Here is a 26,062-nt window from a genome sequence, read left to right on the forward strand (position 1 = left end):
ATGGGATCACAGAGTTTTATTAAAGAGCGCATTATAAGTTTTAGTATTAATATTCATAAAAATAACCGTGGTATCGGTTTTGCCAATACGAATAGCTTCGCCAACACGATTAATGGAAATACCCTGAATCAAGAGCATTCTTTCAATGGCGGTGGTGGTGACAAAGACATAACGCGAAATATCATTGTGCTGAGCGTACATCACCAAATTGCGTAATAAGCGAATAACGGATTGCGAAAAGCCGTAACTTTTTGAGTCGGCATTTTTTTCAAATGAGAAGCGGGAAAGCTCGCGGACGCTGTCAGAGCTGGGTATTGGCTGCTCGCTTTGCCAAAGGTAGGGGAAGATTTCACTGAGCATATAGGGGCTGGTGGTCGGCAATAACCTGACGCAGCCTTTAACATTATTATTAATGTCAGTTGTAACAATATATTGGGTTTGGTCATTGTCGAACTGATCGATTTCTAAATCATCAATGCTCGATACATCCCATTTGAGTCGTTGTTTAAATACGCGATGGCGTAAACCAAACATCGATAATAAGAGTTCTTGATTTTCCATTCCCCCAGAAATACAGCCATACAAAGAAGGGGATGGAATATCTTTATTAAGGATCTGGTGGCTGAGAGGAATAATCGTTCTCGCCAGCGGAATAATATCTGCTGTGCTCATGGTTAATTCTCATCATTTAAAGAGGAGTGCCTGCCGTAGCGGGGACTCATTTTTACCAGGAAAAACTGGGGAACAGAATGTTCCCCAGATGGAGTGTGACTTACTTACTTGTTATTACCCGGATTGCGGCCGCGTGGTGCGCAGGCTCTGCGAGACGGGCTGTTTGGCTGGCCGTCGGTTGGGTTAGCACCCAACTTGAGCCATGGTTCGCCACCTGCCGAGTCTTCAGTGCCAGGCTCAGTGCCCTGCGTCCACCATTTCGCCACATAGTTGCTGCCTTTCCAGCTCACATGGTCGCCTTGGTTATACACAGCATTAGCATCCCATTGTGGGTAAGCGGAAGCGGGTTTCACAGTGACATCGTAAGATGCCGTGCTGGTCAGCCCACCCACGTCAGTGACGGTCAGTTTGAAGGTCAACTTCTCGTCAGCCAGCACCGATGGTGCGATATAATTCAGCGTGCTGCCGGTTACTGAAGTCGCCTTGACGTTAGCCGGTAGCGTCCAGAAGTAGCTCAATGGCTGGCCTTCCGGGTCAGACGATTTAGTCCCGCTCAGAGTACCTGAAGCGCCACTGTTAACGGTCTGGTTGCCAGAGACAGAAGCCACCGGTGGCTGGTTTGCTCCACCAACAACGGTGAAGGTATAGCTGCTTGTACCGGTTTTGCTGCCGTCGGACACGGTCAGTGAAACGGTGTAGCTGCTTTGGAAGCCCGTTTGCGGAACTTTTGCATAAATGATCGGGTCTGTCAGCCTACCCCTGAATTCCAGACCGGCTGGCACGCTCCACTGATAAGTGATGGGATCACCCTCTGGGTCGAAGGAATGAGTCCCATCAAAGGTCAACTCGGTCGCTGGTAAGACCGGGCTTTTCGGCCCTTCGATTTGCGCGACAGGGGCGCGGTCAACCGGATCTGGCGAAGTGTTGATGCCTTTAAAGTAGAACGGCGACATATCAATTTTTTGCGTGATAATCGGCGAGCCCAGGCCTTCGCGAGCCGCGTTGACCAGCAAACCGTTGTCCTGATCGGCAGTCCAGGTAAACACGCCGCCCAGCCCTCTATTGCGTGCATAAGCCGCTTTAGCTTTGACTGTACGTGGCGTATCCAAGGACAGGAACAGCTTAGACGTTGAGCTATACAGGTAATCTGCATCAGCGACTTCATCGGTATAGAGGTCAAAGCCGTTTTTACCTTTTTGCGCTTCTAAATCGAGGTAGTTGTTGATGATGTCATACCATTCGGTACTGCCTGACTCGAAAGTCCCCGTGGTGGTAGCCGCGCCCGGCTCATAGGTGCCGACCAGTGGAGAAAGTTGCGAGATAGAGGCATTGCGGGCGTTACGGGTGTAACCGGCATAGCCGATATTGATATTGCTTTGCTGAACACCCAGACCAATCAGGAAGTCCACGGCTGCGTCGGTGCCATAGGTGGTGGCTTCGGTTTTGTGCAGGTTAGTGTGGTGGTTCAACGCCGGAGCCCAAGGGGTGCCGAAGAAGTCATAAGTCATCAGGTTGATGCCGTTAAGACCTGCATCCAATAAGCCCGGAATGTCCGATTTTGCCAGAATGGCTGGATCCGCGGATGATGCGATACTGATCTTGGTATTCGGCAGACCCGCATTATTGAAGGCGTTGCGTAACTCTCTGATCAAATGCACGTAGTAGACGCTATCGTCTTCAGCATATGGGTTGTTGTTACCCGGCGCACCTGGGTATTCCCAGTCGATATCCACTTCAGAGAACATTGGGAAACGTTTAAAGATATCCACAATGCTGGATGTGAAGCGTACCCGCTGGATTGGATCGCGAGCCATGTTGTAGAAACCATTACTCATAGTCCAGCCACCTACGCTGAAGGAGAGCACCAGATCGTGGCCTTCGGCTTTAGCGCGTTTTTGTAAATCACGCAAACCACCGAGTACGCCCTGAACTTTCTCCTGCTGGAAATCGTCCGGCATGTTGACTTCTAGGTAGCCTGGGAAGCCGTTGTTAACGAAAGTCTGGGTATCGCCCCACACGTCAAGGAAAGTGACAGAGCCTTCCTGATCATGCAGACCGAAGGCTGCGGCGCCGTTAGCGATCGCGGTGGATTTCTCACCCAGGTCGCCGAGAATACCAACGAAACCGATGATCAGTTTGTCGAAAGCCGTCGGTGCGACCAGTGCCAGGTCAACGCCACGGCCCCGGTCAGCGGGTTGCTGGCTGCCTTGCAGACGGCCGTCATACTGCGACCAGTCTGTGTAGTAACCAAATACCTTAGGACGACCGGCGTTGTTGTACTTGTTGTACACCGGCTTAGCTACGCGGGCAGAGGTATAGCTGTATTTCTCTGTAGAAGTAGCGGGATCAAAACCATCGATGCGGTAGGATTCTTCTGTAGCAGCATCAGGTTTAATGATATTTGACATAAGTATTCCTTACATTTCGCTAAGAGATTAAGTTTCTATGCCGAATAAAAATTCGGCTATAGAACCCGTTGAGGTATTCCAGACTTCGAGAATGAGTTTGGACTCAATTAATATTTATGCAAATTAGCGATATTTTACTTAATCTTTATTGCTCATGGACTTATAGATAATAAAGAAAAAAAGTGATCAAACCTGACAGTTATTGCAGGTTCCTGAATGTGGAATAATTGACAGTTCCCTTAAGCTTTCTATAATCACAGCACGGCTCACCTTATGCGTGGTTATAATATGATCAAAAGTGAGGGTGTATATACTAAGTTTACCGATCTCAATTACCTGGTCGATGACCAAATAAAAATCAAACTGGATAGGTGGATTTATTCAATAAAATTCGATAGTTATGCCTACGTCATCGTGCCCACTACCGGCTTCGATGACCTCTTTATACTGGAGGGTTTTAATGCGGAATGGAGGCGGCAATATATAGAGTATGGCTTTAACAAAATCGACCCAATTATTAATAAAGCACAGCACTACCAGTCACCTAATATTTGGACAAGCATCGACTTATCTTTAGATGACCAATTTTTGAATTGCGCAAGAATACACGGCATTCGTTATGGCTATTCAATATCATTACCCTTGAATGAGAAATATATTGGCGTGCTAAGCGTGGTCCGAAAAGATGATTATTTTATTTCCAATAAGGACTCGATAAGTATTATTGGCATGATGTCTATTTATCTACAGGAGTTTAATAATTGTGCAGCAAAACACTTTAATAAGTCTAATGAAGAGCGGATTGTTTTACCTTCGTTAACCAGCCGAGAGCAGGAGTGCCTGCACTGGCTGGCCGAAGGGAAGACCAGTTGGGAAATCAGCCGAATCCTCTCCATCTCGGAAAGAACGGCGGTTTTCCACATTAATAACTGCATGTTGAAATTGGGGGCGAAGAACCGGGTGCAGGCGATCATGAAGGCGGTGAGGGCAAATGTGTTGAAGTGAAAGGATGAAAAAGCGACATCAACAGATGCCGCTGCGCGACGAGCTCGGCGTTTTGCGCCTAACGGGTTGGTCGCTGTAGTAGGTTCGGGTCCAGCACCACGCGGCTCGCCGCTTTGGACGGATGCCCCGGCTGTTCCACTCTGACCATCAGGGTTAACACCGCAGCAATCAGGTAGAGTGCGGTATACACCCACACCACGCCGACAATATCAAAGAACGGCAGAATGATTGAAGCAATGGCGGGCGCCACAAAGTTACTTAGCCCGGCAGAAAGGTTATAAATCGAAATGGCCGCGCCTTTATGGTTAGGCTCCAGCACCGGGAAAACGGCGGTCATGGGCACAAAGGCGGCGACGGTAATGCCTAACATCACGGCAGGGACTAGCGCGACCCAGAAATTATGCCCGGCATAGACCGGCAGATAGTAGAAGGCCAGGCTGGAGATTGCACAGCCAATACAGCCAAACCATCGCACCTGACGCAGCCAGCCAATTTTCTCGCCTAAAATTCCCCACATTACGTTCGTAAAAATCGTCACGAAAAAGAACACCGCCCAGATCTGTAGCCACTCCGACATGCTAAAACCAAGGCGACCGACGAACAGCATCGGCATGATCACCGCGAAGCCAAACAGCGAAATGGTATTAATGATGCGAATCAGGCAGGAGAGGAAAATATTGCGATTGGTGAACAGAATGGTCACCGCGCGGCTGAGTTCGCCGAGTTTCTCTTTCGGGCTGAGATGGGCTTTACTGCTGGATTTACCGACTTTTCGCAGCAGCGTCATCGCCATAATTCCGCCCACCGCCACCCAGGCAATAGCGAACCACAGCGTGCCGGTTTCGCCCATAAACGGAATGGTAAAGCTCGGCAGATAGCTTCCTACGCAGCCAATGCCGATGGAGTACATGGCCCAGAACCAGCCCATGGCGGAAGAAAGATTCTGCTTGGGCACGGTTTGCACCACCAACATGACGAACGAGTAGATAAACAGCGGGTAAGCCAGCCCGCGAATGCCGTAGAACAGCAGCATCAGCGGGTAATTCTTCATACCCAGCCCGAACAGCATAAACAGCGTGTGCATTACTATCCACAGGATGAAACCGATGCGCATGGCTTTCTGCGGCGTGATGATCTCCGCCACCACGCCGGAACTCCAGGCCGCCAATGCCGCCGCCAGTCCGTAAACCGTGAACACCACGGCGGATTGCGAGGCGCTGAAGCCCATGTCGATGATGTGTTTAGACAGAAAAGCCATTTCGAAGCCGTCACCGCTCATGAAAATGGCGATGGCGATGTAGCCCCAGAGCAGGTTCTTTGGTAAACCGAACCAGTGGGTTGCGTGTTTTTGCATGTCGAACTCCTGTGCTGCGTCGCCGCAGCGGCTGGTGAGTAGGGGCAGAGATGGGGCGCTTAGGCGCCCTCGGGGTGTTATTTTTGGGCGGTTCTCAGCGCGACCTGTTGCTGGTAAAGCTGCCGGTAGGTCTGCAATCGCTCGCGCAGCATGTCGCGGTTTTCGGCCTGCGGCTGGAAGCGGCGGGCGATCTCCGGCTTGCGGCACGCCTCGGCGACATCTCCTCCGGCAGCCAGCCAGCCCAGACGCGCCGCGCCCAGCGCGCCTCCGGCTTCCCCGCCGGAATGGGTGACAATCGGCAGGTCCAGCGCGTCACTGACCAACTGCGCCCAGCGATCGCTGCGCGCACCGCCGCCGACCAGCGAGCATTGTTGCAACTGAGTTCCTGCCTGTTGCATCACCGCCAGCCCGTCGGCCATGCCGAAAGCTACCCCTTCGAGCACCGAATATCCCAGCGTGGCGCGGTCGGTGCTGTGGGTCATGCCGTGGAAAACGCCGGTGGCCTGTGGGTCGTTGTGCGGCATTCTTTCGCCGGACAAGTAGGGCAGAAACAGCGGAGCCTGACGCTGCTGGGCCGGGCTAAGCTGGGCAATTTCCGCCAATAAGGTGGTTTCATTACTGCCAATCAACGTGCAGTACCAGCGCAGCGCACTGGCGGCGGTCAGCATCACGCTCATCTGGTGCCAGCTGTTGGGCAAGGCGTGACAGAAGGCGTGCAGGGCCGATTGCGGGTTGGGCCGGAAACGGTCATTTACCGCAAACAGCACGCCAGAGGTGCCGAGAGAAATAAAGGCGTCACCCGGGGTGACGGCGCCAATACCCACCGCGCTGGCGGCATTATCGCCACCGCCGCCGGCAATGATCACGTCATCCCGCAGCCCCCAGGCGCGGGCAATATCGTTTTTCAGCGTGGCGCTGATTTCGCTGCCTTCCACCAGTCGCGGCATCTGATCGCGGCTCAAACCACAGGCCGCCAGCAGGGAGTCTGACCAGTCGCGCCTGGCGACATCCAGCCACAGGGTGCCAGCGGCGTCTGACATTTCCGACACCTTCTCGCCGCTCATCATCCAGCGCAGATAGTCTTTCGGCAGCAGCACGGAGGCGGTTTGTTCGAAAATCTGCGGCTCGTGGCGGGCGACCCACAGCAGCTTCGGCGCGGTAAAGCCGGGCATGGCCAGATTCCCCGCCACCTTAAGCAGTTCGGGGGCCGCCTGAGTCAGCTGCTCGCACTGCGCCGCGCTGCGGGTGTCATTCCACAAAATGGCCGGGCGCAAAACCCGCCCGTCGCGGCTGAGCAGCACCGCGCCGTGCATCTGGCCCGACAGGCCGATGGCGCGGATCTCCGCCCACTGCTGTGGCACTTTTTGCCGCAGACGACCCACCGCGCGCTGGGTTGCCTGCCACCAATCGTAGGGGTTTTGCTCCGCCCAGTGCGGCTGCGGGCGGCTGATCTCCAGCGGCTCACCGGCGCTGGCCAGCAGGTGGCCGTCGGCATCAATCACCACGGCTTTGATTTCTGAAGTGCCTAAATCCAGTCCGAGATACATCGCTTTCCCCCTAGGCGCGCTTGGCGTCGGCCAGCCATTGGTTAACCCGCGATACCGACTGGCGCAGCAGATCCGCGAATTCAGTTTTACCTGCGAGGCTGCCAAACAGCTTGTCGTCGGCGGCAAAGCGGGCCAGCGGATCGGCACTGTCGAACAGGGCGTGAACCGCCGCTGCGTCCAGAATGCCGTCCTGATACTCATAGGGCAGGCGACCTAAATGCCACTGCTGCATATAGACAAAGAACAGGGCGGGAAGCGCGGCGGTGGCGCGCGGCGTCTGCCCGCGCTGATAGCACTCTTGCAGCGTTGGGGCGATAAAGCCGGGGATTTTCGAAAAGCCGTCGGCGGCCACGCGCTGATTGGTGTCCTGAATATACGGGTTACTAAAGCGCTCCAGAACCACGTCGCGGTAGGCTTCAAGGTCAAGCGGGCTTGGCGTCAGGGAAGGGATCACATCTTCGGTCACATAGTCATAAGCCATCTGGCTAATAGCCTCGGTGCGGGTGCTTTCGTCAATAAAGCTTTGCCCCAACAGGGTCCCGGCCCAGGCAATACAGCTGTGGCTGGCATTAAGAATGCGAATTTTAGCTTCTTCATAAGGCAGAACTGACTTGACCATTTCGACGCCAACCTGCTCAAGCGGCGGGCGTCCGGCAATGAAATCATCCTCAACCACCCACTGGATAAAGGCTTCACCCATTACCGGCGCGCGGTCTTTGATGCCGGTGGCCTGCTCGACGCGAACGGCCACTTCGGGCGACGGGCGCGGAGTGATGCGATCCACCATGGTGTTCGGGCTGCGGGTATTTTTCTTCACCCAGTCGAGGGTGCTCTGCTGCTGGCGCAGGGTTAAAAACTGCAACAAACCACTGTGGAATCGGTCGCCGTTGTGGCGCAGGTTGTCGCAGTTCAGCAAGGTCACTGGGCCGCCGTCATTGGCGATGCGTCGCGCCAGAATGTGGCTGATGGCGCCGTAAATGGTGCGGCAGCCGCCGTTGAGATCGGCCTGCACGTCGGCATTGCTTTGGTCCAGATTGAACTGGTTATCGAGGTAATAACCAGCCTCGGTCACAGTAAAGGAGATCACTTTGGTGTGCGAATCGGCCCCCTGAGCAATCAGCGCTGCTAGCTCGTTATCCCACGGGATGATTTTTTGAATCGAGGTGATGGTTTCGTATTCTCGCTCACCCTGCGGGGTCACAGTTTCCAACACATATTGGCCGTTTTGGGCTTGCAGAGCCTCGAGCAGAGGCACGCCGTCTTGGCGAATATTGCCCAGCGCGATTGACCACTCTTTATAGCCTTCAACCAGCAAACGGTGCAGATACCATGCCTGATGCGCACGGTGGAATGAGCCGCTGCCGATATGCAGCCAGACGGAGGGTGTTGGGGTCAGTGAGGTGTTCATAGGATCTCCACTCGGGTTAGTCTTCGGATTTTTTGGGCTTAAGCTCTTTTATTGGGCTTTTGCTCGAATGAAAGTAGCTTAATAGAACATTTGCCCTGTAAGTGGGCTTAAGCTCACACTTTCCGATCTTGGGAGAATTTTGCTGTCACGGCGGGGTGTAAATGGCGATAACATGGTGGAAGGGAAATTAGCGAGTCGGGAAGTACGCATGAATAAGAGTGACAAGAAGCTGGATCTGGCTGCGCGGGCGGCGTGGATGTACTACGTGGCGGGGCAGACGCAGAATGAAATCGCCGACGCGCTGGGCGTTTCTCGCCAGGTGGCCCAGCGTCTGGTGGCCAGCGCGTTGGATAACGGGCTGGTCAGCGTACATATTTCCCACTCAGTGGGGCGCTGCATGGAGTTAGCCGCCCAGCTAAAAAAACGTTTTGGTCTTGGTGTCTGCCAAGTGGTGCCGGGGCAGGGAATGGATGATGCGGGTATCAGCCACGCCATCGCGGTCGCGGGTGCGGAAGTGATGGCGCAGTACATCAAACAAGAGCAGCCGATGATCATTGGCGTCGGCTCGGGCCGCAGCCTGAAGGCCGCCATTGACGAACTGGCTGATGTGGAGCGCCCGCAGCACAGCAGCGTGTCGCTGATTGGGGCTATCGCCTCGGACGGTTCCTGTACCCGCTACGACGTGCCGTTGCTGATGGCGCAGAAAACACAGGGGCGCTACTTTATTCTGCCCGCGCCGCTGTTTGCCGATGGCGAAGATGACCGCGCCGTCTGGTGCAATCACCGGATTTATCGCACCGTGAGCGAAAAAGCCAGTCAGGCCAATGTGACCTTTATTGGCATCGGGACTATCGAGCCGGGCTGCCCGTTGCACAAAGATGGCTTTATTAGCGAGCAGGACGTCGAGCGTTTAATGGCGAAAAATGCCGTGGCGGAAGTGCTGGGCCACTTTATGGGGCCGGAGGGGGAGCGCGTTGAGAGTGAACTGAATGCCCGTTTAACCAGCGTCGGCCCCACGCCCCATGATGATAAACCGGTCATTGCCCTTGCTGGCGGAAGTGCCAAGCATCTTGCCATTCGCGCCGCGCTAAATGGCAAGTGGATCAACGGCTTGGTCACAGATGAAGTCTGTGCCGAGTGGTTGGTGCACTAAACTTATTTCTTGCTGATATCGGCGATATCGTTGGTGTTCATCAAATGGTAATCGCCGTTTAAATCGATGTAGCTGGTCATGCCGCTGTCGCGGTCTTTGTCCGGCTCGCCGTGGCTGAGAATAGAATCCCCGGCTTTGGTGCTTATTACGTAATCACTGGTGCAGCCAGAAAGCGCCATCGCCAGCAAACCGACTGCTAAAAAAGCACGTTTTTTCATCAATTACGTTGTCCTGTTCAAATATCGTGATGACTTCGCGACTTAAAATACCCGATAGCGTACTCAGGCGCACCCTCTTGCAGCGTCTAACCTCCAATTCACACCAAAATAATCACCCATGAGAATTAGCTGAAAAGCGCGCCATTGCTGGTGATACGCACGATTTGATTTGTCTAGGGTGAATGTTTCAGTAAGATTAAACGAAGGTTAACTTTTTGTTGAAAACGGGCGATACAGATCACGTTTTGGGCAAATATTCTCGCTTTCTCCCCTTAACTTGACCTCAGGCAGCAAACAGGCGTTGACCCTGTTGATTTTATTACGCTATATAGCGCATCCCCCGTATTTTTCGGCCCTGCGCTTGGCAGGCAAAACATCTTTTTATTACCTCTAAGTTTCAGGGCGCAGCAATGGTCACAGATTTCATTTCATTCTTTTTATTTGTCTCGTCCATTTTCTTATATGTGCGACGCGCATCCGCGGGCCGTATTTGGTTCTCTTTGCTGCTGTTTTTCCTGACGCTTTACGTGGTTCTTAATTTGGTGCTGATTGGCAGTAACTATTTTACCGGCGACGGCATTACCGACGCGGTGCTTTATACCGTGACCAGCAGCCTTAAAGGGGCAGGGCTGAGCAAATATATTCTGCCATTCGCCGGGCTGGTGGTGGCGCTGGTGGTCATCGTTTCACTGCTGGTCTGGTGTCTGAAAAAGCGCCGCGCCAGTAACAGTAGTTGGGTATATAGCGTGTTTGCCGTGGTGCTGGCGGTGTTCTCCGTGGGATCTACTCAGGCATTCCAGAACATTTCCCGTCTGGTTAAAACCCAAATGAGTGGCGATACCGCCGACTTCGACACCTATTACAAAGTGCCGCAGAAGGTGATTAAGGGTAAGAAGCCGAATCTGGTCTATATCTTTGGCGAGAGCCTGGAGCGCACCTACTTTGATGAGCAGACTTTCCCCGGCCTGACCACTGAGCTTGCTAAACATAAAGATGCCAGCATCGATTTTACCGGCACGCGGCAGGTGCCAGGCACCGGATACACCATCGCAGGGATGGTTGCGTCGCTGTGCGGCATCCCGCTGTTTGCGCCTTTTGATGGCAACGCCTCAAGCGCGCTGTCGACCTTCTATCCAGAAAATGTATGTCTGGGCGACGTGCTGAAGGGCGCGGGTTATCAGAACTACTTCTATCAGGGCGCGGAGCTGGCTTTTGCCGGAAAGGGCACTTTCTTGAAGTCGCACGGCTTCGATAACTTGTATGGTTACAACGAGTTACGTAGCACGGTCAAAGACCCGGCCTATAAGAATGACTGGGGCTGGTACGACGACACCTTATTGGATGAAGCCTATAAGAAATTCGTCGAACTGAGCAAGGCGGGCCAGCCTTTCTCCCTGTTCGCGCTCACCGTTGATACCCACCACCCCGACGGTTTTATCTCGCGCGGCTGTACCAAAAAAGAGTATCTGGTGAACAATAAGGATAACCGTTCGCTCAGCGCCGTGGCCTGTAGCCAGCAGCTGGTGGCGGCGTTTATCGATAAAATTAAAGCCTCCGGTTACTACGACAACACCATTATCGTGGTGAGTTCAGACCATTTGGCGATGAACAACACGGCGTACAGTATGCTCACCAAGAAAAATCGCAAAGACCTGTTCTTTGTGATGGATGGTCGTAACCCGCAGGCTGAGCTGAACAATGTGAAACGCAGCACCATTGATAATGGCGCGACGGTGCTGGATCTGATGGGCGGCGATAACTTTATTGGACTGGGGCGCAGCGGCCTGTCGAGCACTTCGCTGGCTACGCAGTTTATGAATATCGACGAGAAGATTGAAGGCTGGAAGCCTGCGGTCATCAAACAGTGGGGCTTCCCGAATCGCATCAGTAAATACAGCATAGATAATAAAGCCAACACCTTTACCTTCTCCGGTATGACCATCAAAGCGCCGTTTATCCTCAAAGTCGGGGTCAATAAAGTGGAGCCGATGTTTGACGTCTATCTCTCTACGCCGCTGAAAAAGCAGCTGGCTTCGTTAACCATGGGCGATAACTTCGTCTGGGTAGATAAGTGTTATGAAATGGGCCGCGTGTGGGCACCCGAGCTATCACTGAATACCGGACTTTGCGTCGCTTCGGGCAATCTGGCATCAAAACCGCAGATCGTGCAGGCCAGCGGCGCGGTCTATAAAGGCAAGGTGGATTTTGAGCAGACTTCGGGTAGCCAGCAGGTGTATCAGAGCACGGTAGACCAGCTGAATATTGATGACGACGCCACCAAATATCAGTCTCAGGCTATCGTCTTTATGCTCCCCGGCTTGCCTCAGCAGGTGCGAGCCATCAGTGGCATTTCCAATGTCGAAGAGTGGGGGCGCTGGTCAGATGCTAATTTGGCTCCGGCGGTGAAAATCGATTATGTCGATCCTCTCCCGGCCAGCTTCAATCTGGTACTGCGCGCCCGAGCCTATGGCAACAACATCGGCAAGCCAATCTCGGTAAAAGTGGGGGACGAAGAACAGTTTGTGACCTTTAACGCGCAGGACGACACCGTGACCCTGCCTTTCACCAATCCGGGCAATGCGCAGAGCATCGTCATTACGCCGCCATCGCCTACTGAGCCAACCGAAGGCACCAGCAGCGGTTTTGAGCCGAAAAAGTTGGGCATAGGCTTAGTCTCGCTGACGGTGGAAGATCGAGATACTCAGTCCTAATTTGCCGCAGTAAAATATCCGCGCCACGTCACAAAAAGCCCGCATTAGCGGGCTTTTCTTATGTTCGAGCCTAAGTATTTTATGCCGATGGTCGATAACCCAATTAAGCCAGCGACCCTTGCGTCGCTAAGAGCGCCTCGCTCAGCATTCTCTCTTGGGGAAGACATGGATAATTTTCAGAAAGAAATCGACGAGAGAACCAATCTCACCTCATCAAACCGTTTTGAATTGTTGCTGTTCCGCTTGGGGAATTCTCAAGACGACGGGCAGTCTGAACTCTATGGCATTAACGTGTTCAAATTACGGGAAATTGTGGTCATGCCGCCGTTGACCAAGGCGGCGGGGATGGCCTCACCCATGATGGGTATGGCGAATATTCGCGGGGAAATTATTCCGGTGATTGATCTTCCGGCGGTGGTGGGCTGTGAGCCAAAAAACGGGCTGAATATCCTGCTAGTGACTGAATATGCCCGCAGTACGCAAGCTTTTGCGGTGGAATCAGTGGATGACATTGTGCGCCTCGACTGGAGCCAGGTATTGGCGGCAGAAGCTGGTGTGAAGAGCCGCAACATCACCAGCATTGCGCGTCTGGATAATGATAAATCCAGTAACCGCCTGGCGTTGGTATTAGATGTCGAGCAAATCCTTTACGACATTATTCCCCCCGACCGTAATACAAAAATTGATGCTAAAAAAACCAAAGCGTTTGCGTTAGAGCCGGGTGCGGTAGCCATTGTCGCTGAAGACTCTAAAGTCGCACGCTCGATGCTTCAGCACGGCCTCGACAGCATGAAAGTGCCCAGCGTGATGCACGTAACCGGGCTTGAAGCATGGAATAACATCAAAAAGATCGCCGAACAGGCCAAGGCTGAAGGACGGCCAATTTCCGACAAAATCGCCTTTGTGCTTACCGATCTGGAGATGCCCGAAATGGATGGCTTCACGCTGACCTTAAATATCAAGCGTGATGAATTCCTGAAAAATATCCCGGTCATCATTCACTCCTCGCTTTCCGGTAGCGCCAATGAAGATCACGTGCGCAAAGTGGGTGCCGACGGTTACGTTGCGAAATTTGAAATAAATGAATTGGAAGCCGCCATTCATAAGGCTCTGGATGGCAAAAAAACGGGGGCACTGAGTAAGTAAATTCCCTCCCTGGCCAGTGCTAACTCCTAGTCTGTTAACGCTGGCCGATCAGATGACTTATCAAAAGTTAATTCCCTTTCTTATTGGTTTAAAAATCAGCTTATTCAACTCCGAACTTGCCACTTATTATTTCAATAACACTCTTCTTAACAACAAAAAATCACCTTGGCACTTAGAATAAATAAATATTATCTAGCAATATTTTATATTGCTACCTGTCATATTTACATTGCGCAGGATCTATATAAATCAGGATGTTCATTATTTGGTTTGCCTTATCTAAAAAATGGTTTGATATATATGTTGATTTTTATTTAGTACGTTATTTTAATCCATGTACAACAATCTAGACAGTTATTCTTGAAACTTTACACTGTAAAATATATCGCTAACTCCACATTGGGCATATATTGCTCTTGTTAATTCGTTATTATTGTATCTAATTATGAGCGCCTAAGCATGGCGAAGGCTTTGTCACACCTTTACTTTTTCAGGTAGATAGCGATATAGACCTGCGTATTAGTACAACATTTACTCTACGGCAATAAGAATGTTAGAGAATGTTTAAATACCTATTGTAAGTAATTAATGAGCAATTAGAGCATGTATGTTTATTCTTTTAAAATCATCACGATTATCACGCGAAGGCATGATAACTATTTTTTGGTCAGAGATGACTAAACTTTGCACCTTGAAAAAAACAAACTTAGCTACATTTAATTAACTACGAAATGGGACATAAACTATGGGGTTATTCACATCTATAAAAATGAAGTATTTCATGACTATCATTGAGGAAGGTAGTGTCGCAAAGGCCTGCGAAAAGCTTCATTTGACACGAACGCCGGTGAGTAAAGTCATCGCAGACATTGAAAGCTCAATCAACATGCAGCTTTTCACCAGAAACAGCACCGGACTTCAACCTAACAGCCATGGAATCAAGCTGTATGAAGAACTGCTGCCCATTTACCATCAACTGATTGATGTTGAACGCTCATATATTAATAATAAGCAGAGAGAAATTGTAAAAATCTTAATAGATGACAGCGTACCTCCACTGGTCTCGAGTTTTGTCGCCAACTACCTTTCATTTAACTCCCATAGCGTTGATATTAAATATAAAGATATCTTTTCCGATGAGGGCTACGATTTCTCCTTAGGGCGCTATGACTTAATCCTGACGGCAAAAAAATTCCCAGAGGCTTATCCCATTTTTGACTCGACTACCTTTAGTATTAGCGCCACGATACCAGAGCGTTTAGCCCGCGACGTTTTGAAGATTGGACCAGTGAATCTCTATTGCATCGGGGCTAATGGGCAGGCTATTTACAACGATGAGCATTTCAGTTGGCTTTCTCAAGAGAATTGCATAGAGAGTGCAGAAACTGATGTAAGTAACATGTTGCTGAAAATGTCCCGAGGACATGGTATCGCTATCATGCCTGAGGCAATGGCCAAGGTGTACTATATTCCGCGAGCGGAAGTTGTGCGGCTTGTTAATGGGAGTCTTCCTATTTACCATTATTCCAGTTTGAAAAGTAACAGGATTAGAGAGGTGAGCAACACCATAAATAATCTCACTGAGACAAATTCTTAGTATGTTATAAGGATATTTTACTTCGCATACTATGAATATCTCTTTTAAATAACGTATCCCATACATAGACGCGGTAAAAATGACAGGTTTAATACCTTCACTTTTTGTGAAATATTTTATCTCTTTATTCGTATGGCGGCGTGCCAAAGGAAAAATAACTATGGAAGCAATCCACGGCATCTATACTATTTTCCATTTTCTCTGGATCCATCCTTTGGCTTTTTTCTCCGGGCTATCAACATTTGCTATATCTTGTTGGTCCGGAGGAATTGAAGGTCTTTCACCAGGGAGAATCTTTGTTAATTCCATCATCTGCGTATTATGCACATTGGCCTTTTTAGCTGCTTTCAATCAGGAAGGGCATCATCAAGTTTTTTTACCCTTGATAGGGATTGTGGTGGGTTTTGTTGGGGCAGAGAGAATGCGGAATGCGGTTCTCAATACTTGGCTGCTGCACCGACGACGTTATTGGTCCCGTGATAGAAAAAACCGGGATGAGTAATAGTTATACCCATCTAGGGAAACCCGCCGTGGGGTTTACTGGCTCCTGCGCATGAAGCCGTTGAAAAAATTCAAGATATGTTATAACGTAACAATAGTTTGATAAGGACTATCAGGAGAACGTTATGACAAAAAGCATACCTTTTACTTTATTCACTCTGGGGATTTTACTGTCCAGCTCACAGGCCTTGGCACATGGCGCACCCATGTCGGAAAAAGATCGCAAAGCTAGCGAGGGTGTATTTGAGAACGCGGATGTTAAAGATCGTTCTCTCACCGATTGGGATGGCGTATGGCAGTCGATTAACCCATATCTCTTGAACGGCGACCTTGACCCAGTTTTGCAGAAAAAGGCCAAAGAGAATAAAAGTAAAAGCGTGGAGGAGTATCGCGAGTATTACAAGAAGGGCTATGCCACTGATATCGATATGATTGGCATTGAAAATAACGTCATTGAATTTCACCAGAATAGCCAGGCGAGATCCTGTCACTACCATTATGACGGTTTCAAAATCCTCACCTATTCGTCCGGCAAGAAAGGGGTGCGTTACTTGTTCGAATGCCGCGACAAGCAATCCACCGCGCCAAAATATGTGCAGTTTAGCGACCATATTATTGGGCCGAAAAAATCTTCTCACTACCATTTATATATGGGCAACGACTCTCAAGAAGCCTTGCTGAAAGAGATGGACCACTGGCCAACTTACTATGAATACTCTTTAAGCAAAGAGCAGCTCGTCCACGAGATGCTTGAGCATTAATCGATCGGCTGTGGAGAATTTCCGCAGCCAATAAGCTATCGCACAAAGCAAAACGCCCGCTTAAGTTTCCTTAAGCGGGCGTCTCTAATATGGCTCCTCTGACTGGACTCGAACCAGTGACATACGGATTAACAGTCCGCCGTTCTACCGACTGAACTACAGAGGAATCGTTGGAACGGGGCGAATAATAGCGATTGCCCGCAGGCATGTCAAAGGGACATCTGCATATTTATGTCCGTTTGCTCGCTGTTTAGCCAAGTAGCTGAGAATTGAGCCGAAAAGCGGCGTTTGCGGCACATTATTGCGGCCCATCTCGCAAAAACCTCTCTTCGAGCGTCGCCTCAAGACCGAGCATCGCGTCTTCGGCATGCTGCATGTGTTCGGTCATGATCTGAGTTACTACGTCGGCATCTTTGCGGCGCATGGCTTCAATCAGGCGATATTGATAGCTAATACCGACGCTGCGATCCACGGGTTCTGGGCGCAGGTAGATGTCTTTGCAGACCGCCAAATCTTTGAGCAACCGTTGCAGGAAGTGGCAGATAAAGGCTAGCAGCACGTTGTCAGAGTAACTAGCAACCACTCCGTGGAAGTCCAGTTCGGCCATTCGCTGCTCCCAGCGTTCTTCTTCATCTGCCGGTTCGTGGTCATAAACCGTAATCAGCTGGTGCAGTTGCTCGAAGCCCTTGGCATCAATATTGTCGATGGCACTGACCGCTACCAGAGGCTCTAACGCCTTGCGCAGTGCATAGATATTGGCGATGGAAAGCTGGCGGGTAAAAAGATAATTGGAGAGCAAACTCATGGCGCGGGATTCGGTCATGGATTCGATAAATGCGCCGCCGCCGGGGCCGGTTTTAGTGCGGATCAGACCCTGCACCTCCAGCGATTTCAAGGCTTCGCGCACGGTGCCTTTCCCTGCTGCGTAGCGGGTTATCAGGTCTTTCTCCTGTGGCAGTCGGTCTCCCGGCAGAAGGTTATCGCTAATAATGCTCTCTTTTATGGCATCGACAATTTCATCGGTGCGTTTGCGGCGCGTCGGTTCGCTCTGAGTTGGCCTGTCTGTACTCATAAAATCCTTCATCCCTTCAAACCCGTGGCGCGCTGGCGAGTAGCCGCTGCGTATAATCATGCTGTGGTGCGTTGAACAGCCTATCGCTTGGCGCACATTCTACCAAATCTCCGTGATACAGCACGGCCACCCGATCGGCAATCGACTCCACCACTGCTAAATCATGGCTGATAAACAGATAGGAAAGCCCAAACTCGCGCTTTAACTGGTCTAACAGTAACAGCACCTGCGCCTGCACCGATACGTCGAGCGCGCTGACCGGCTCGTCGAGCACCAAGATACGTGCTTCTGCTGCCAGTGCGCGAGCAATCGCCAGCCGCTGTGCCTGCCCGCCGGAAAACTCATGGGGATACCCAGCTAGCGCGTCGGCGGGCATCTGCACGGCATCCATCAGTTCCAGCATCCGCGAACGACGGCGCGCGGCGGGGTAGTTGCACAAATATCGCAGAGGCACGTTCAGCGTATCGGCGATGGTTTTGCGCGGATTGAGTGAAGCCACCGGGTCCTGAAACACATACTGAATCATTTGGCCGAAGGCTTTGTCGCCGCGCTTGGCGTGTGCCGACATCTCTTCACCCATTAGCTTGATGCTGCCGGACGTCGGGCGTTCAAGGCCCACCAACATTCGCGCCAAAGTACTTTTGCCTGAGCCGCTCTCGCCAACAATCGCCAGCGTTTCACCTGCGTCTAGGTGCAGGGAGACACCCTTGAGCGCCTCTACCTGATGTTTATGGCCGGAAAACCAGCCGGACGCGCTGCCGAAGGTTTTCACCAGCCCAATGGTTTCAATCACCTTGTTCATGGAGCCTCCTGCGGCGACGCGTCTTGGCGATAAAGCTCGCCGACTTGTTTAAGGAAAGCACGTCCCTGACCGAGCTTTGGCACGCTGGCAATAAGGCGCCGGGTATAGTCATGTTGAGGTTGGCGAAGCACGGACCCTGTTTCGCCAGTTTCAACGATTTCACCGTGGCGCATAACCGCCACGCGGTCGCAAATCTGCGCAATAACGCCAAAATCATGAGTGATAAACAGTAGGGTCAGCCCGCGTTCGTGACGCAGCTTTTGCAGTAATTCAAGAATGCGGGCCTGCACCGTGACATCCAGCGCAGTGGTGGGTTCGTCAGCGATAATGACCTCGGGGTCATTGGCCAGCGCCATGGCAATCCCCACTCGCTGGCGCTGGCCGCCTGAAAGCTGATGCGGGAAGGCGTCAAAGCGAGATGCTGCTTGATCAATGCCGACGCTTGCCAGCAGCGCCAGTGCCCGCTGTTTGGCGGCTGAAGCCGCTAGCGGCTGGTGGGCCTGAATAGCTTCAATGATCTGTGCGCCGATAGTGAACTGCGGGTGCAAGGTGGTCAGCGGATCCTGAAAGATATAAGCCACCCGCGCGCCACGCCTCTGCTGCAACTGGCTTTGGGGAAGGGACAGCATCTCTTCGCCACTCACGTAAATCGCGCCGCCGGTTATCTCGCCGGGCGGGGAGGACACCAGCCCCATGATGGACAGCGCGGTGACGCTTTTCCCCGAGCCACTTTCGCCTATCAGCCCTAAACACTCACCCTGCGCAACGTAGAAACTAATGCCTTTCACTGCCGCCGAAACATGGGCGCCGGAGCGGAAATTCACCTGCAAATCGACCACTTCCAGCAGGGCTTTATCACTGTGCCGCGCCGCCGGTACCTGAGCGCGTTTTACGCAAGTCACTGCCTGAGCGCGCTGCAGCACGCCGGACTTGAGTCGCGGATCTAGCAGGTCACGCACGCCATCGCCGAGCAGATTAAAGCTCATTACCAGCAGGAAAATCATTAAGCCAGGCACCACCGAGACGTGCGGCGCGCTGAACATCTGTGCGCGGCCCTGTCCAAGCATTGAGCCTAAATCGGCATTGGGGGGTTGCGTCCCGAGGCCGAGGAACGACAGTCCGGCAGTTTCCAAAATCATCCAGCCGACGGTAGTCGACATGGTTACCACTACCACCGGCATGACGTTTGGCAGCACTTCAGTCAGCAAGATTTGCAGGTGATTTTTACCCGACAGTCGCGCCGCCTGAATAAAGTCGCGCTGGCGCAGGCCGACGGTCAAGCCACGAATATTACGGGCAAAGAAGGGAATGTTGACCACTGCGATGGCGTAAAGCGCATTCAGCAGGCCGGGGCCGAGCACCGCGACAATCACCAACGCCAGCAATATGTAGGGAAAGGCCATCAGCATGTCTATCAGCCGCATCAGCAAGCTGTCGGTTTTTCCCCCGGCATAACCGGCAATCAGCCCAATCAGCGTGCCAAAAAATGCCGCCAAAAGCGTGGCGCAAATGCCCACAGCCAGCGACACGCGCGTGCCCCACAGCAGGCGTGAAAGCACGTCACGGCCCAAGGGGTCAGTGCCGAGCCAGTGTCCTTGTGAGAAGGGCGGCAGTAGGCGATTGAGTAAGTCGGTCGCGTCAGGATCTGGCAGCGGCAATAGCGGAGCCGCTAGCGCTGCCGCAACAGCCAGCACTAACAGGATTAGGCCCAGCGTGGCCAGTCTGTTGGCCAGCAACAGTGCCCAGATTGATTGGCGATGGCGCGGCGCGGTGGTCGTTGTCGTCGAGTTCATGATTTTAACCTCGGGTCGAGAAGCGCCTGAAGAATGTCAGCACAGAGATTGATCAGCACGTAGGCCGCTGCAGCAATGAGCACGCCGCCCTGAACCAGAAGCAGATCGCGAGTCGCCACGGCTTTCACCATCATCGCCCCCAGCCCCGGCCACTGAAAAACGGTCTCGATATACACTGCGCCACCCAGCACAAAGCCTGCCTGAATGCCGATCACCGGAATAACCGACACCAACGCCATACGAAACGCGTGCTTATAGATCACTTTTCGCTCGGAAAGACCTTTGGCACGGGCGGTTCGAATGAAGTCTTGTCGCAGCACTTCCAGCATGGCGGTGCGCGTCAGGCGGGCAATTACGCCGGTAGCGACAATCGCCAGCGTAATGGCAGGCAGGGTGAGGTGATGCAGCAAGTCCAGCGCGCCACCACCACCCCAAATGGCGTACATGCCAGAGGCGGGAAACCACTGGAGCTGCACGGCAAACAGCATGATCATCAGCAGGCCAATCCAAAAAGAGGGCATTGAAATGCCCAGCAGCACTAGCAGGGTTATCAGGCGATCCCCCCAGCCGAACTGACGCACTGCGGAGAAAATCCCTGCCAGCAAGCCCAGAACTGTGCTTATCAGTAACGCGCAACCACCCAGCAGCAGCGTGGCACCAAATCGCTCCAGCACTTCATCAATCACCGACCTGTTAAGCACGTAAGAGCGCCCAAAGTCGCCGTGCAAGATATTCCCGGCCCAGATGAAATACTGCTGATAGAGCGGCTTATTCAGCCCCAACTCTTGGTTGATGCGCGCAACGTTTTCCGGCGTCGCCCACGCGCCCAGCAGCGCCTGCGCCGGGTTGCCGGGGATCATCGCCATAATCAGAAAGACAATCAGCGACAGCCCGATAAACACCGGAATGGTCGCCAGCAGCCTTTTCAGTACGTAACCCATCATCGTGATTCTCCCCGTTTACTGTTTGGTTACCCGATTGAGCAACAGATTGAAATTCGGTTGCAGCGCAAAGTGCTGAATGCGCGTTGACGTCACGGCGTTTTGCTTCCAATTAGCGACGAAAATCCACGGCGCGTCGTCATGAACCTTCTGCTGTACCTGACGATAGAGCGCGCCGCGTGTGGCGGTGTCCGTGGTCAGCCGCGCCTTTTGCAGCAGCGCGTCAACCTGCGGGTTACTGTAATACCCAGAGTTAAATCCTCCCGCTTTCGGCCACGCGTCGGTGCGCAGCGTGAGGAATGGCAGGGTGTCCGGGTCATTGGTCATCCACGCCATTTCCGCCATATGGGTTTGGTTATTCAGCCCGGCGTTCACCTTCGACAGATAGGTATTCCACTCATAGGTTTGAATCGCTACATTCAGGCCGACGGCTTTCAGATCGGCCTGAATAGCGGTCGCCATCGGGATAGGGTCGAGCATGCCGGAGCCACCCTCTGTCACGTAGAAGGTCAGCGTCGCCCCTTCGGCTCCTGCGGCTTTGAGCAACTCACGCGCTTTGGCCGGGTCATAAGGGTAGGGCGAAACCTCTTTGTTAGCCGCCCAGCCAAAAGCACGGGGGATAGGACCATCAGCCACCTCGGCGGAACCTTGCAAAATATTGTCTGCCAGAGACTGTTTGTTCACCGCGTAATTCACCGCCTGCCGCACGCGTACATCATTGAAGGGTGGCACCTGCGTATTGAGCATCACGTACCAGACGTGCGGGCCGGTGGTCTGATACATACGGAAGCGATCGTGCTTTTTCTCAAACAGCTTTACCGTGTCTGGCGGCACTTCCACCATGGCATCGATGCCGCCAGACAGCATCTCGGCCACCCGTGTATTACCGTCGGTTATCGGCCTGAATACGACGTGCTGTACCGCAGGTTTGCCGTCCCAATAATGCTCATTGGCATTGACCACCACCCGCTGATTGGCCTGCCACTCAGCAAAGCGAAATGCGCCAGTGCCCACCGGGTGGCGGCCAAACTCCTTGCCATATTTCTTCACGGCGGTCGGCGAGACAATCAGGCCGGTCGGCGTCGCCAGATTAGAGAGGAAAGGGGCAAAAGGCTCTTTAAGGGTGAACACCAGCGTATTGGTGTCCGGCGTCTCAATACTTTTTATCGATGAAAAGAAGAAGGAAAGCGGGAAGGGCCCGGTGTTATGCCACGGATTTTTGTCATTCAGCATACGGTCAAAGGTGAATTTTGCCGCTTCGGCGTTGAACGGCGTGCCATCCTGAAACGTCACGTTTTCCCGCAGATGAAAGCGATAGGTCAGACCATCCGGACTGATTTCCCAATGTGTTGCAAGGGCGGGCTCGATATCCAGCTTGCCTTCGCCATTACGTACCAACCCGTCGTAGATGTTGACCAAAATACGCGAATCGTTCGCTGCCGTGGCGATTTGCGGGTCGAGGGATTGCGGCTCGGCAACTTGGCCTATTAACAAGGCATCGGCTGGCGTTTTCGCCATGGTGGGAGCGCACCACGCCAGCGCGCCGAAGCAGAGACAGAGCGGGAGAAACCTTCTTCGCAGAGTTTGCAGCATACTGACCTCGTGGCGAGTTGTGTGTGGTGTGACTCCTCTCAAAAGAGTCTGTTTATTATTTGTGCTTAATTTATTTATGCGTATAAATAGAATTAAATGCAATAATTTATACTCATAAATTTAACGAAGTTGTCATAATACGACAAAAACAGGGGGCGGTTTTGACCTTTTCAATCGTAGCGCGGGACCAAAAAACGGGAGCACTGGGCGTTGCCAGCGCCACGGCGGGCCCGGCGGTGGGCGCGCTGGTGACCCATGGGCGATCGCAAGTTGGCGCTATTGCTACCCAAGCCATGACCAACCCACTTTACGGCGAGCGCGGACTGGCATTGCTCCGACAAGGCGCAGACGCCGCTTTGACCTTAAAAAACTTGTTGGCCGAAGACTTCAACCGCCAGATGCGTCAGGTGCTGATTATTGATAATCAGGGCAAGATGGCGCATTGGAGCGGCGGAGAGTGCGGTCCGTGGGCCGGCAGTTTGGCGGGGGATTCGTGCGTGGTCGGCGGTAACTTGCTCACCGGCGCCAGCACGCTGTCCGACATGCTGGAAAGTTATGACCAAAACGGCGATTTACCCTTTGCTGATCGCCTTCTCAGCGCCATGTTCGCCGGTGCGCAGGCCGGTGGAGACAAGCGCGGGCTGAAGTCAGCGGCGCTAAAAATTTGGCACGATCGCGAATATCCCAGCGTTGATCTGCGTGTTGATTGGTCTGATCTCCCCCTTGCCGAATTGGCCGAAATCCTCCAGCAAACCCGCCAGCCTTCCTACGCCGACTTCTTCGCCTCTCTACCTAAAGGCCATGTAGGTTAACGCGTCATAAGATTGCATTATGTTGGTGCAATAGGATGTGAATGGTGCGCGTGTGGGAAGTAATTACTTATGCGATGATTGAGAAATTAAATATTAATTACAATGAGTTATATATATTTTTGTAATGATTGAGTTTTTGGCCCAGTTATTGCTCTCTTGATGTAGCTACTATGTTTGGCACCCCCTCAGGGGAACCTTTTCTGGCAACGTGGAGAACAGTGATGAACCTCAGACGCTTAAAGTACTTCGTGAAAATCGTCGATATCGGCAGCCTGACTCAGGCGGCAGAGGTTTTGCATATCGCCCAACCTGCGTTGAGCCAGCAACTGGCGACGCTGGAAGGGGAGTTGCATCAGCAATTATTAATTCGCACTAAGCGTGGTGTAACCCCAACCGAGGCCGGAAATATTCTTTACATGCACGCCCAGACGATTTTACGTCAGTGCGAGCAGGCGCATAGCGCCGTGAACTGTGCCGGTCAGGCACTCAGCGGGCAAGTGTCCGTCGGTTTGGCCCTCGGCAGCGCGGCACCCAACATGGCCGCCCAGTTGTTACAGGCCGTTCGCGAGCAGCACCCGCGCATTCTGTTGTATATCAACGAAAACTTTAACTCGACCCTCACCGAACTTGTCACCGAAGGTCGCATGGACATGGCAGTGATCGCCGAATCCCGCCCAGCCAAAGCCTTCTCCGTCGTCAGCGGCGCATCAGCCCGCCGGTCGCACCAGCTAAAAGTTTCCACCACCCAACCTTTGTCACCTCCGGCGCAGGCGGTTTATAAGATTTTGCAGGAGCTGATGGCAGGGGAGAGCAGCCGTGTGGCAGAGCCTTTACTGGCCGTTGGGTAAGAGTCCGGTTTTGCGGTTTAAGGTCAAGGTCGTGGGCGTCTGCACACACCGACCAACTGGCCCACCATCCCCTCATAACCCGGGTGCTTTCCACATCGACGTGGTCAACTGCCTATCTACCAGGCCCAACTGGTCGGCGTAAACGGCCTGCCAGTTGCTTTTCTGCAACAAATAAATCTCATGATTTGCCGCGTCGGGCTGATACTCCCTTTCCCAACGCACCAGCGATTCCCCGGTTTCCGCGAGGGTGGAGTAGACGCCCGCCGCGACGCCGGCCGCAATGGCGCAGCCCAGGGCGGTGGCTTCCTTCACGACCGGCACTTTTACCGGAATGCCGGTGACATCGCTGAGGATCTGGCACCACAACTTGCCCTTCGAGCCGCCACCGGCGAATACCAGCGACTTGGCGCGAACGCCGGAAAACTCGGCAATCAGGTCCAGATTGCAGGCGGAGACGATGGCGGCATTCTCTTCCAGCGCGCGGAATAGCGTTTGCTTATTGCAGCGTTCGGGGTCAATCGACAAGTTGATGAAAGAGGGGGCGGCGTGATACCAGGTTTTAAAATGCATCGCGTCGGAGAAAATCGGTGTCACGCCCCATGAGCCGACCGGCACGCGGGCAGCCATGTCTTCTAATAATGAATAAGTGTCGACCCCCAAACGCTGGGAGAGCAGCTTCTCTTCGGAGCAAAATGCGTCGCGGAACCAGCGCATCGTCAGGCCGGTGAAGAAGCTGATTGACTCGGCTTGCGCCATGCCGGGGATCACGTGCGGGTTGATGCGAATGTTCATTTCCGGGTCGGTGACGGGTTTTGGCAGATTAACCACTTGCTGCCAGAAGGTGCCGCCCAGCACCGCCGTCTGCCCGGCGCGCACCACGCCCAGCCCCAGCGTGCCGAGTTGCACATCGCCGCCGCCCATGCCCACCGGCGTACCGGCCTGCAGGCCGCTGGCTTCTGCCGCTTTGGCGGTGACTGAGCCAAGTCGGGTGCCGGTTTCCGCGACGGGAGAAAGCATATCGGCACGCAGCCCGGCCATGTCGAGCAGCTCAGGGCGCCAGTTGCGCGTGACGAGGTCTAACATGCCCGTTGTGCCCGCGTTGGACGGGTCAACCGCCAGCTCGCCGCTCAGCATATAGGCCAGCCAGTCGCTGATCATAGTCACGGTTGCCGCCTGACGGTAAATGTCCGGGCTATGGTGAGCCAGCCATAGCAGGCGCGGCATGGCGCTCAGTGCCAGCGTCTGGCCGGAGCACTCATAGACTTCGCGCTCGAATTCATAATCATGGATCTCTTTAAGCTCGGAGACTTCACGGCTGGCGCGAGCGTCAACGTTGGCGCAGGCCCAAATTGGCTCACCGGCTTTATTATAGAGAACGATGCCTTCGCGCATTGAGCAGGCGGCGACGGCGCGAATGCTCGAGGCGGGGATCTGTGCCTCATGCAGCGCCTGGCGGATACACTGGCAGGCCAACTGCCAGTTTTTACTCAGATCAAACTCCATTGAGCCGGGCACGTCCGGCACCGCAAGGTGGATCCACTCGGCCTGTCCCGCGGCTATCTGCTCACCTTCGAGATTGAAAATAACCGCGCGAATGCTGCCCGTGCCGGCATCCAGTGCCATCAAATAAGCATCGTGTTTTGTCGCAGATGATGTGCTCATAGTCGCTCTCTCATAACGGTTTTTGTCCATACCCGTTACCGCCGCGCAGAACACATCC

General features: G+C 53.1%; 20 protein-coding genes, 1 tRNA gene and 1 pseudogene. 9 read left to right on the top strand and 13 right to left on the bottom strand.

Annotated features, from left to right (window positions below):
* Positions 1-6: 6 nt before the first annotated feature.
* A complete protein-coding gene (locus SBO83_RS15035; protein ID WP_396132051.1) occupies positions 7-672 on the bottom strand; it encodes an acyl-homoserine-lactone synthase in 666 nt (221 codons plus the stop codon).
* Positions 673-776: 104 nt separating this feature from the next.
* A complete protein-coding gene (locus SBO83_RS15040) occupies positions 777-3,080 on the bottom strand; it encodes a glycoside hydrolase family 18 protein (protein WP_396132052.1) in 2,304 nt (767 codons plus the stop codon).
* A gap of 273 nt (positions 3,081-3,353) precedes the next feature.
* Between SBO83_RS15040 and SBO83_RS15045 the strand changes: the two genes are divergently transcribed.
* Positions 3,354-4,085: a helix-turn-helix transcriptional regulator gene (locus tag SBO83_RS15045; RefSeq protein WP_396132053.1), complete on the top strand. Its 732-nt coding sequence runs from the start codon at positions 3,354-3,356 to the stop codon at positions 4,083-4,085.
* Positions 4,086-4,143: 58 nt separating this feature from the next.
* Here the strand turns inward: SBO83_RS15045 and SBO83_RS15050 are convergent, their stop codons facing one another.
* The 3 genes from SBO83_RS15050 to dalD form a co-directional block, all read right to left on the bottom strand.
* Positions 4,144-5,439 (bottom strand): MFS transporter, encoded by a 1,296-nt coding sequence (locus tag SBO83_RS15050; protein ID WP_396132054.1) that lies wholly within the window; start codon positions 5,437-5,439, stop codon positions 4,144-4,146.
* Positions 5,440-5,516: 77 nt separating this feature from the next.
* Positions 5,517-6,986 (bottom strand): xylulokinase, encoded by a 1,470-nt coding sequence (gene xylB, locus SBO83_RS15055; RefSeq protein WP_396132055.1) that lies wholly within the window; start codon positions 6,984-6,986, stop codon positions 5,517-5,519.
* 10 nt (positions 6,987-6,996) lie between these two features.
* A complete protein-coding gene (dalD, locus tag SBO83_RS15060; RefSeq protein WP_396132056.1) occupies positions 6,997-8,394 on the bottom strand; it encodes a D-arabinitol 4-dehydrogenase in 1,398 nt (465 codons plus the stop codon).
* A gap of 208 nt (positions 8,395-8,602) precedes the next feature.
* Here dalD and SBO83_RS15065 point away from each other — a divergent pair, with 208 nt between their 5' ends.
* Positions 8,603-9,547 (top strand): sugar-binding domain-containing protein, encoded by a 945-nt coding sequence (locus SBO83_RS15065; RefSeq protein WP_396132057.1) that lies wholly within the window; start codon positions 8,603-8,605, stop codon positions 9,545-9,547.
* 2 nt (positions 9,548-9,549) lie between these two features.
* Here the strand turns inward: SBO83_RS15065 and SBO83_RS15070 are convergent, their stop codons facing one another.
* Positions 9,550-9,765, bottom strand: a complete 216-nt coding sequence (locus SBO83_RS15070; RefSeq protein WP_353501615.1) for a YgdI/YgdR family lipoprotein — start codon at positions 9,763-9,765, stop codon at positions 9,550-9,552.
* A gap of 410 nt (positions 9,766-10,175) precedes the next feature.
* Here SBO83_RS15070 and opgB point away from each other — a divergent pair, with 410 nt between their 5' ends.
* The 5 genes from opgB (at position 10,176) to zinT (ending at position 16,481) form a co-directional block, all read left to right on the top strand.
* Positions 10,176-12,476: a phosphatidylglycerol--membrane-oligosaccharide glycerophosphotransferase gene (gene opgB / locus SBO83_RS15075; RefSeq protein WP_396132058.1), complete on the top strand. Its 2,301-nt coding sequence runs from the start codon at positions 10,176-10,178 to the stop codon at positions 12,474-12,476.
* A 165-nt stretch (positions 12,477-12,641) separates the two neighbouring features.
* Complete coding sequence (locus tag SBO83_RS15080; protein WP_396132059.1) at positions 12,642-13,622, top strand: chemotaxis protein CheW; 981 nt, start codon at positions 12,642-12,644, stop codon at positions 13,620-13,622.
* A 781-nt stretch (positions 13,623-14,403) separates the two neighbouring features.
* On the top strand, positions 14,404-15,219 hold the full coding sequence (locus tag SBO83_RS15085; RefSeq protein WP_396132060.1) for a LysR family transcriptional regulator: 816 nt from the start codon (positions 14,404-14,406) through the stop codon (positions 15,217-15,219).
* Positions 15,220-15,379: 160 nt separating this feature from the next.
* On the top strand, positions 15,380-15,721 hold the full coding sequence (locus SBO83_RS15090) for a phage holin family protein (RefSeq protein WP_396132061.1): 342 nt from the start codon (positions 15,380-15,382) through the stop codon (positions 15,719-15,721).
* A 124-nt stretch (positions 15,722-15,845) separates the two neighbouring features.
* The gene (zinT, locus tag SBO83_RS15095) at positions 15,846-16,481 is read left to right on the top strand and encodes a metal-binding protein ZinT (RefSeq protein WP_396132062.1); all 636 of its coding nucleotides are present in this window, start codon (positions 15,846-15,848) and stop codon (positions 16,479-16,481) included.
* 90 nt (positions 16,482-16,571) lie between these two features.
* Here zinT and SBO83_RS15100 read toward each other — a convergent pair.
* The 6 genes from SBO83_RS15100 to SBO83_RS15125 all read right to left on the bottom strand — a co-directional run bounded on the left by SBO83_RS15100 (position 16,572) and on the right by SBO83_RS15125 (position 22,682).
* A tRNA-Asn gene (locus SBO83_RS15100) sits at positions 16,572-16,647 on the bottom strand.
* Between the two features lie 132 nt (positions 16,648-16,779).
* Positions 16,780-17,553, bottom strand: a complete 774-nt coding sequence (locus SBO83_RS15105; protein WP_396132063.1) for a GntR family transcriptional regulator — start codon at positions 17,551-17,553, stop codon at positions 16,780-16,782.
* Positions 17,554-17,569: 16 nt separating this feature from the next.
* Positions 17,570-18,355: an ATP-binding cassette domain-containing protein gene (locus SBO83_RS15110; protein ID WP_396132064.1), complete on the bottom strand. Its 786-nt coding sequence runs from the start codon at positions 18,353-18,355 to the stop codon at positions 17,570-17,572.
* The gene (locus SBO83_RS15115) at positions 18,352-20,148 is read right to left on the bottom strand and encodes an ABC transporter permease subunit (RefSeq protein ID WP_396132065.1); all 1,797 of its coding nucleotides are present in this window, start codon (positions 20,146-20,148) and stop codon (positions 18,352-18,354) included. The genes SBO83_RS15110 and SBO83_RS15115 overlap by 4 nt, the downstream gene beginning before the upstream one ends.
* Positions 20,145-21,092 (bottom strand): ABC transporter permease subunit, encoded by a 948-nt coding sequence (locus SBO83_RS15120; RefSeq protein ID WP_396132066.1) that lies wholly within the window; start codon positions 21,090-21,092, stop codon positions 20,145-20,147. The genes SBO83_RS15115 and SBO83_RS15120 overlap by 4 nt, the downstream gene beginning before the upstream one ends.
* Positions 21,093-21,107: 15 nt before the next feature.
* Positions 21,108-22,682: an ABC transporter substrate-binding protein gene (locus tag SBO83_RS15125; RefSeq protein WP_396132067.1), complete on the bottom strand. Its 1,575-nt coding sequence runs from the start codon at positions 22,680-22,682 to the stop codon at positions 21,108-21,110.
* A gap of 161 nt (positions 22,683-22,843) precedes the next feature.
* On the opposite strand from SBO83_RS15125, the gene SBO83_RS15130 reads away from it, so the two are divergent.
* Entirely contained in the window at positions 22,844-23,494 is a 651-nt protein-coding gene (locus SBO83_RS15130; RefSeq protein WP_396132068.1) for a DUF1028 domain-containing protein, read from the top strand.
* A 221-nt stretch (positions 23,495-23,715) separates the two neighbouring features.
* Positions 23,716-24,168, top strand: a pseudogene (locus SBO83_RS15135) (LysR family transcriptional regulator); the annotation flags it as partial.
* 246 nt (positions 24,169-24,414) lie between these two features.
* Here the strand turns inward: SBO83_RS15135 and lsrK are convergent.
* Complete coding sequence (gene lsrK, locus SBO83_RS15140) at positions 24,415-26,004, bottom strand: autoinducer-2 kinase (RefSeq protein ID WP_396132069.1); 1,590 nt, start codon at positions 26,002-26,004, stop codon at positions 24,415-24,417.
* Positions 26,005-26,062: the final 58 nt, after the last annotated feature.

The sequence above is a fragment of the Ewingella allii genome (genome assembly GCF_044430645.1).
Taxonomy (GTDB): domain Bacteria; phylum Pseudomonadota; class Gammaproteobacteria; order Enterobacterales; family Enterobacteriaceae; genus Ewingella; species Ewingella allii.

Coding starts and splice junctions, on each gene's coding strand:
- SBO83_RS15080 (WP_396132059.1), top strand. CDS start 12,642: ATGGATAATTTTCAGAAAGAAATCGACGAGAGAACCAATCTCACCTCA.
- lsrK (WP_396132069.1), bottom strand. CDS start 26,004: ATGAGCACATCATCTGCGACAAAACACGATGCTTATTTGATGGCACTG.
- xylB (WP_396132055.1), bottom strand. CDS start 6,986: ATGTATCTCGGACTGGATTTAGGCACTTCAGAAATCAAAGCCGTGGTG.
- SBO83_RS15115 (WP_396132065.1), bottom strand. CDS start 20,148: ATGAACTCGACGACAACGACCACCGCGCCGCGCCATCGCCAATCAATC.
- SBO83_RS15070 (WP_353501615.1), bottom strand. CDS start 9,765: ATGAAAAAACGTGCTTTTTTAGCAGTCGGTTTGCTGGCGATGGCGCTT.
- zinT (WP_396132062.1), top strand. CDS start 15,846: ATGACAAAAAGCATACCTTTTACTTTATTCACTCTGGGGATTTTACTG.
- SBO83_RS15110 (WP_396132064.1), bottom strand. CDS start 18,355: ATGAACAAGGTGATTGAAACCATTGGGCTGGTGAAAACCTTCGGCAGC.
- SBO83_RS15125 (WP_396132067.1), bottom strand. CDS start 22,682: ATGCTGCAAACTCTGCGAAGAAGGTTTCTCCCGCTCTGTCTCTGCTTC.
- dalD (WP_396132056.1), bottom strand. CDS start 8,394: ATGAACACCTCACTGACCCCAACACCCTCCGTCTGGCTGCATATCGGC.
- SBO83_RS15035 (WP_396132051.1), bottom strand. CDS start 672: ATGAGCACAGCAGATATTATTCCGCTGGCGAGAACGATTATTCCTCTC.
- SBO83_RS15085 (WP_396132060.1), top strand. CDS start 14,404: ATGACTATCATTGAGGAAGGTAGTGTCGCAAAGGCCTGCGAAAAGCTT.
- SBO83_RS15120 (WP_396132066.1), bottom strand. CDS start 21,092: ATGATGGGTTACGTACTGAAAAGGCTGCTGGCGACCATTCCGGTGTTT.
- SBO83_RS15065 (WP_396132057.1), top strand. CDS start 8,603: ATGAATAAGAGTGACAAGAAGCTGGATCTGGCTGCGCGGGCGGCGTGG.
- SBO83_RS15050 (WP_396132054.1), bottom strand. CDS start 5,439: ATGCAAAAACACGCAACCCACTGGTTCGGTTTACCAAAGAACCTGCTC.
- SBO83_RS15090 (WP_396132061.1), top strand. CDS start 15,380: ATGGAAGCAATCCACGGCATCTATACTATTTTCCATTTTCTCTGGATC.
- SBO83_RS15045 (WP_396132053.1), top strand. CDS start 3,354: ATGCGTGGTTATAATATGATCAAAAGTGAGGGTGTATATACTAAGTTT.
- SBO83_RS15040 (WP_396132052.1), bottom strand. CDS start 3,080: ATGTCAAATATCATTAAACCTGATGCTGCTACAGAAGAATCCTACCGC.
- SBO83_RS15105 (WP_396132063.1), bottom strand. CDS start 17,553: ATGAGTACAGACAGGCCAACTCAGAGCGAACCGACGCGCCGCAAACGC.
- opgB (WP_396132058.1), top strand. CDS start 10,176: ATGGTCACAGATTTCATTTCATTCTTTTTATTTGTCTCGTCCATTTTC.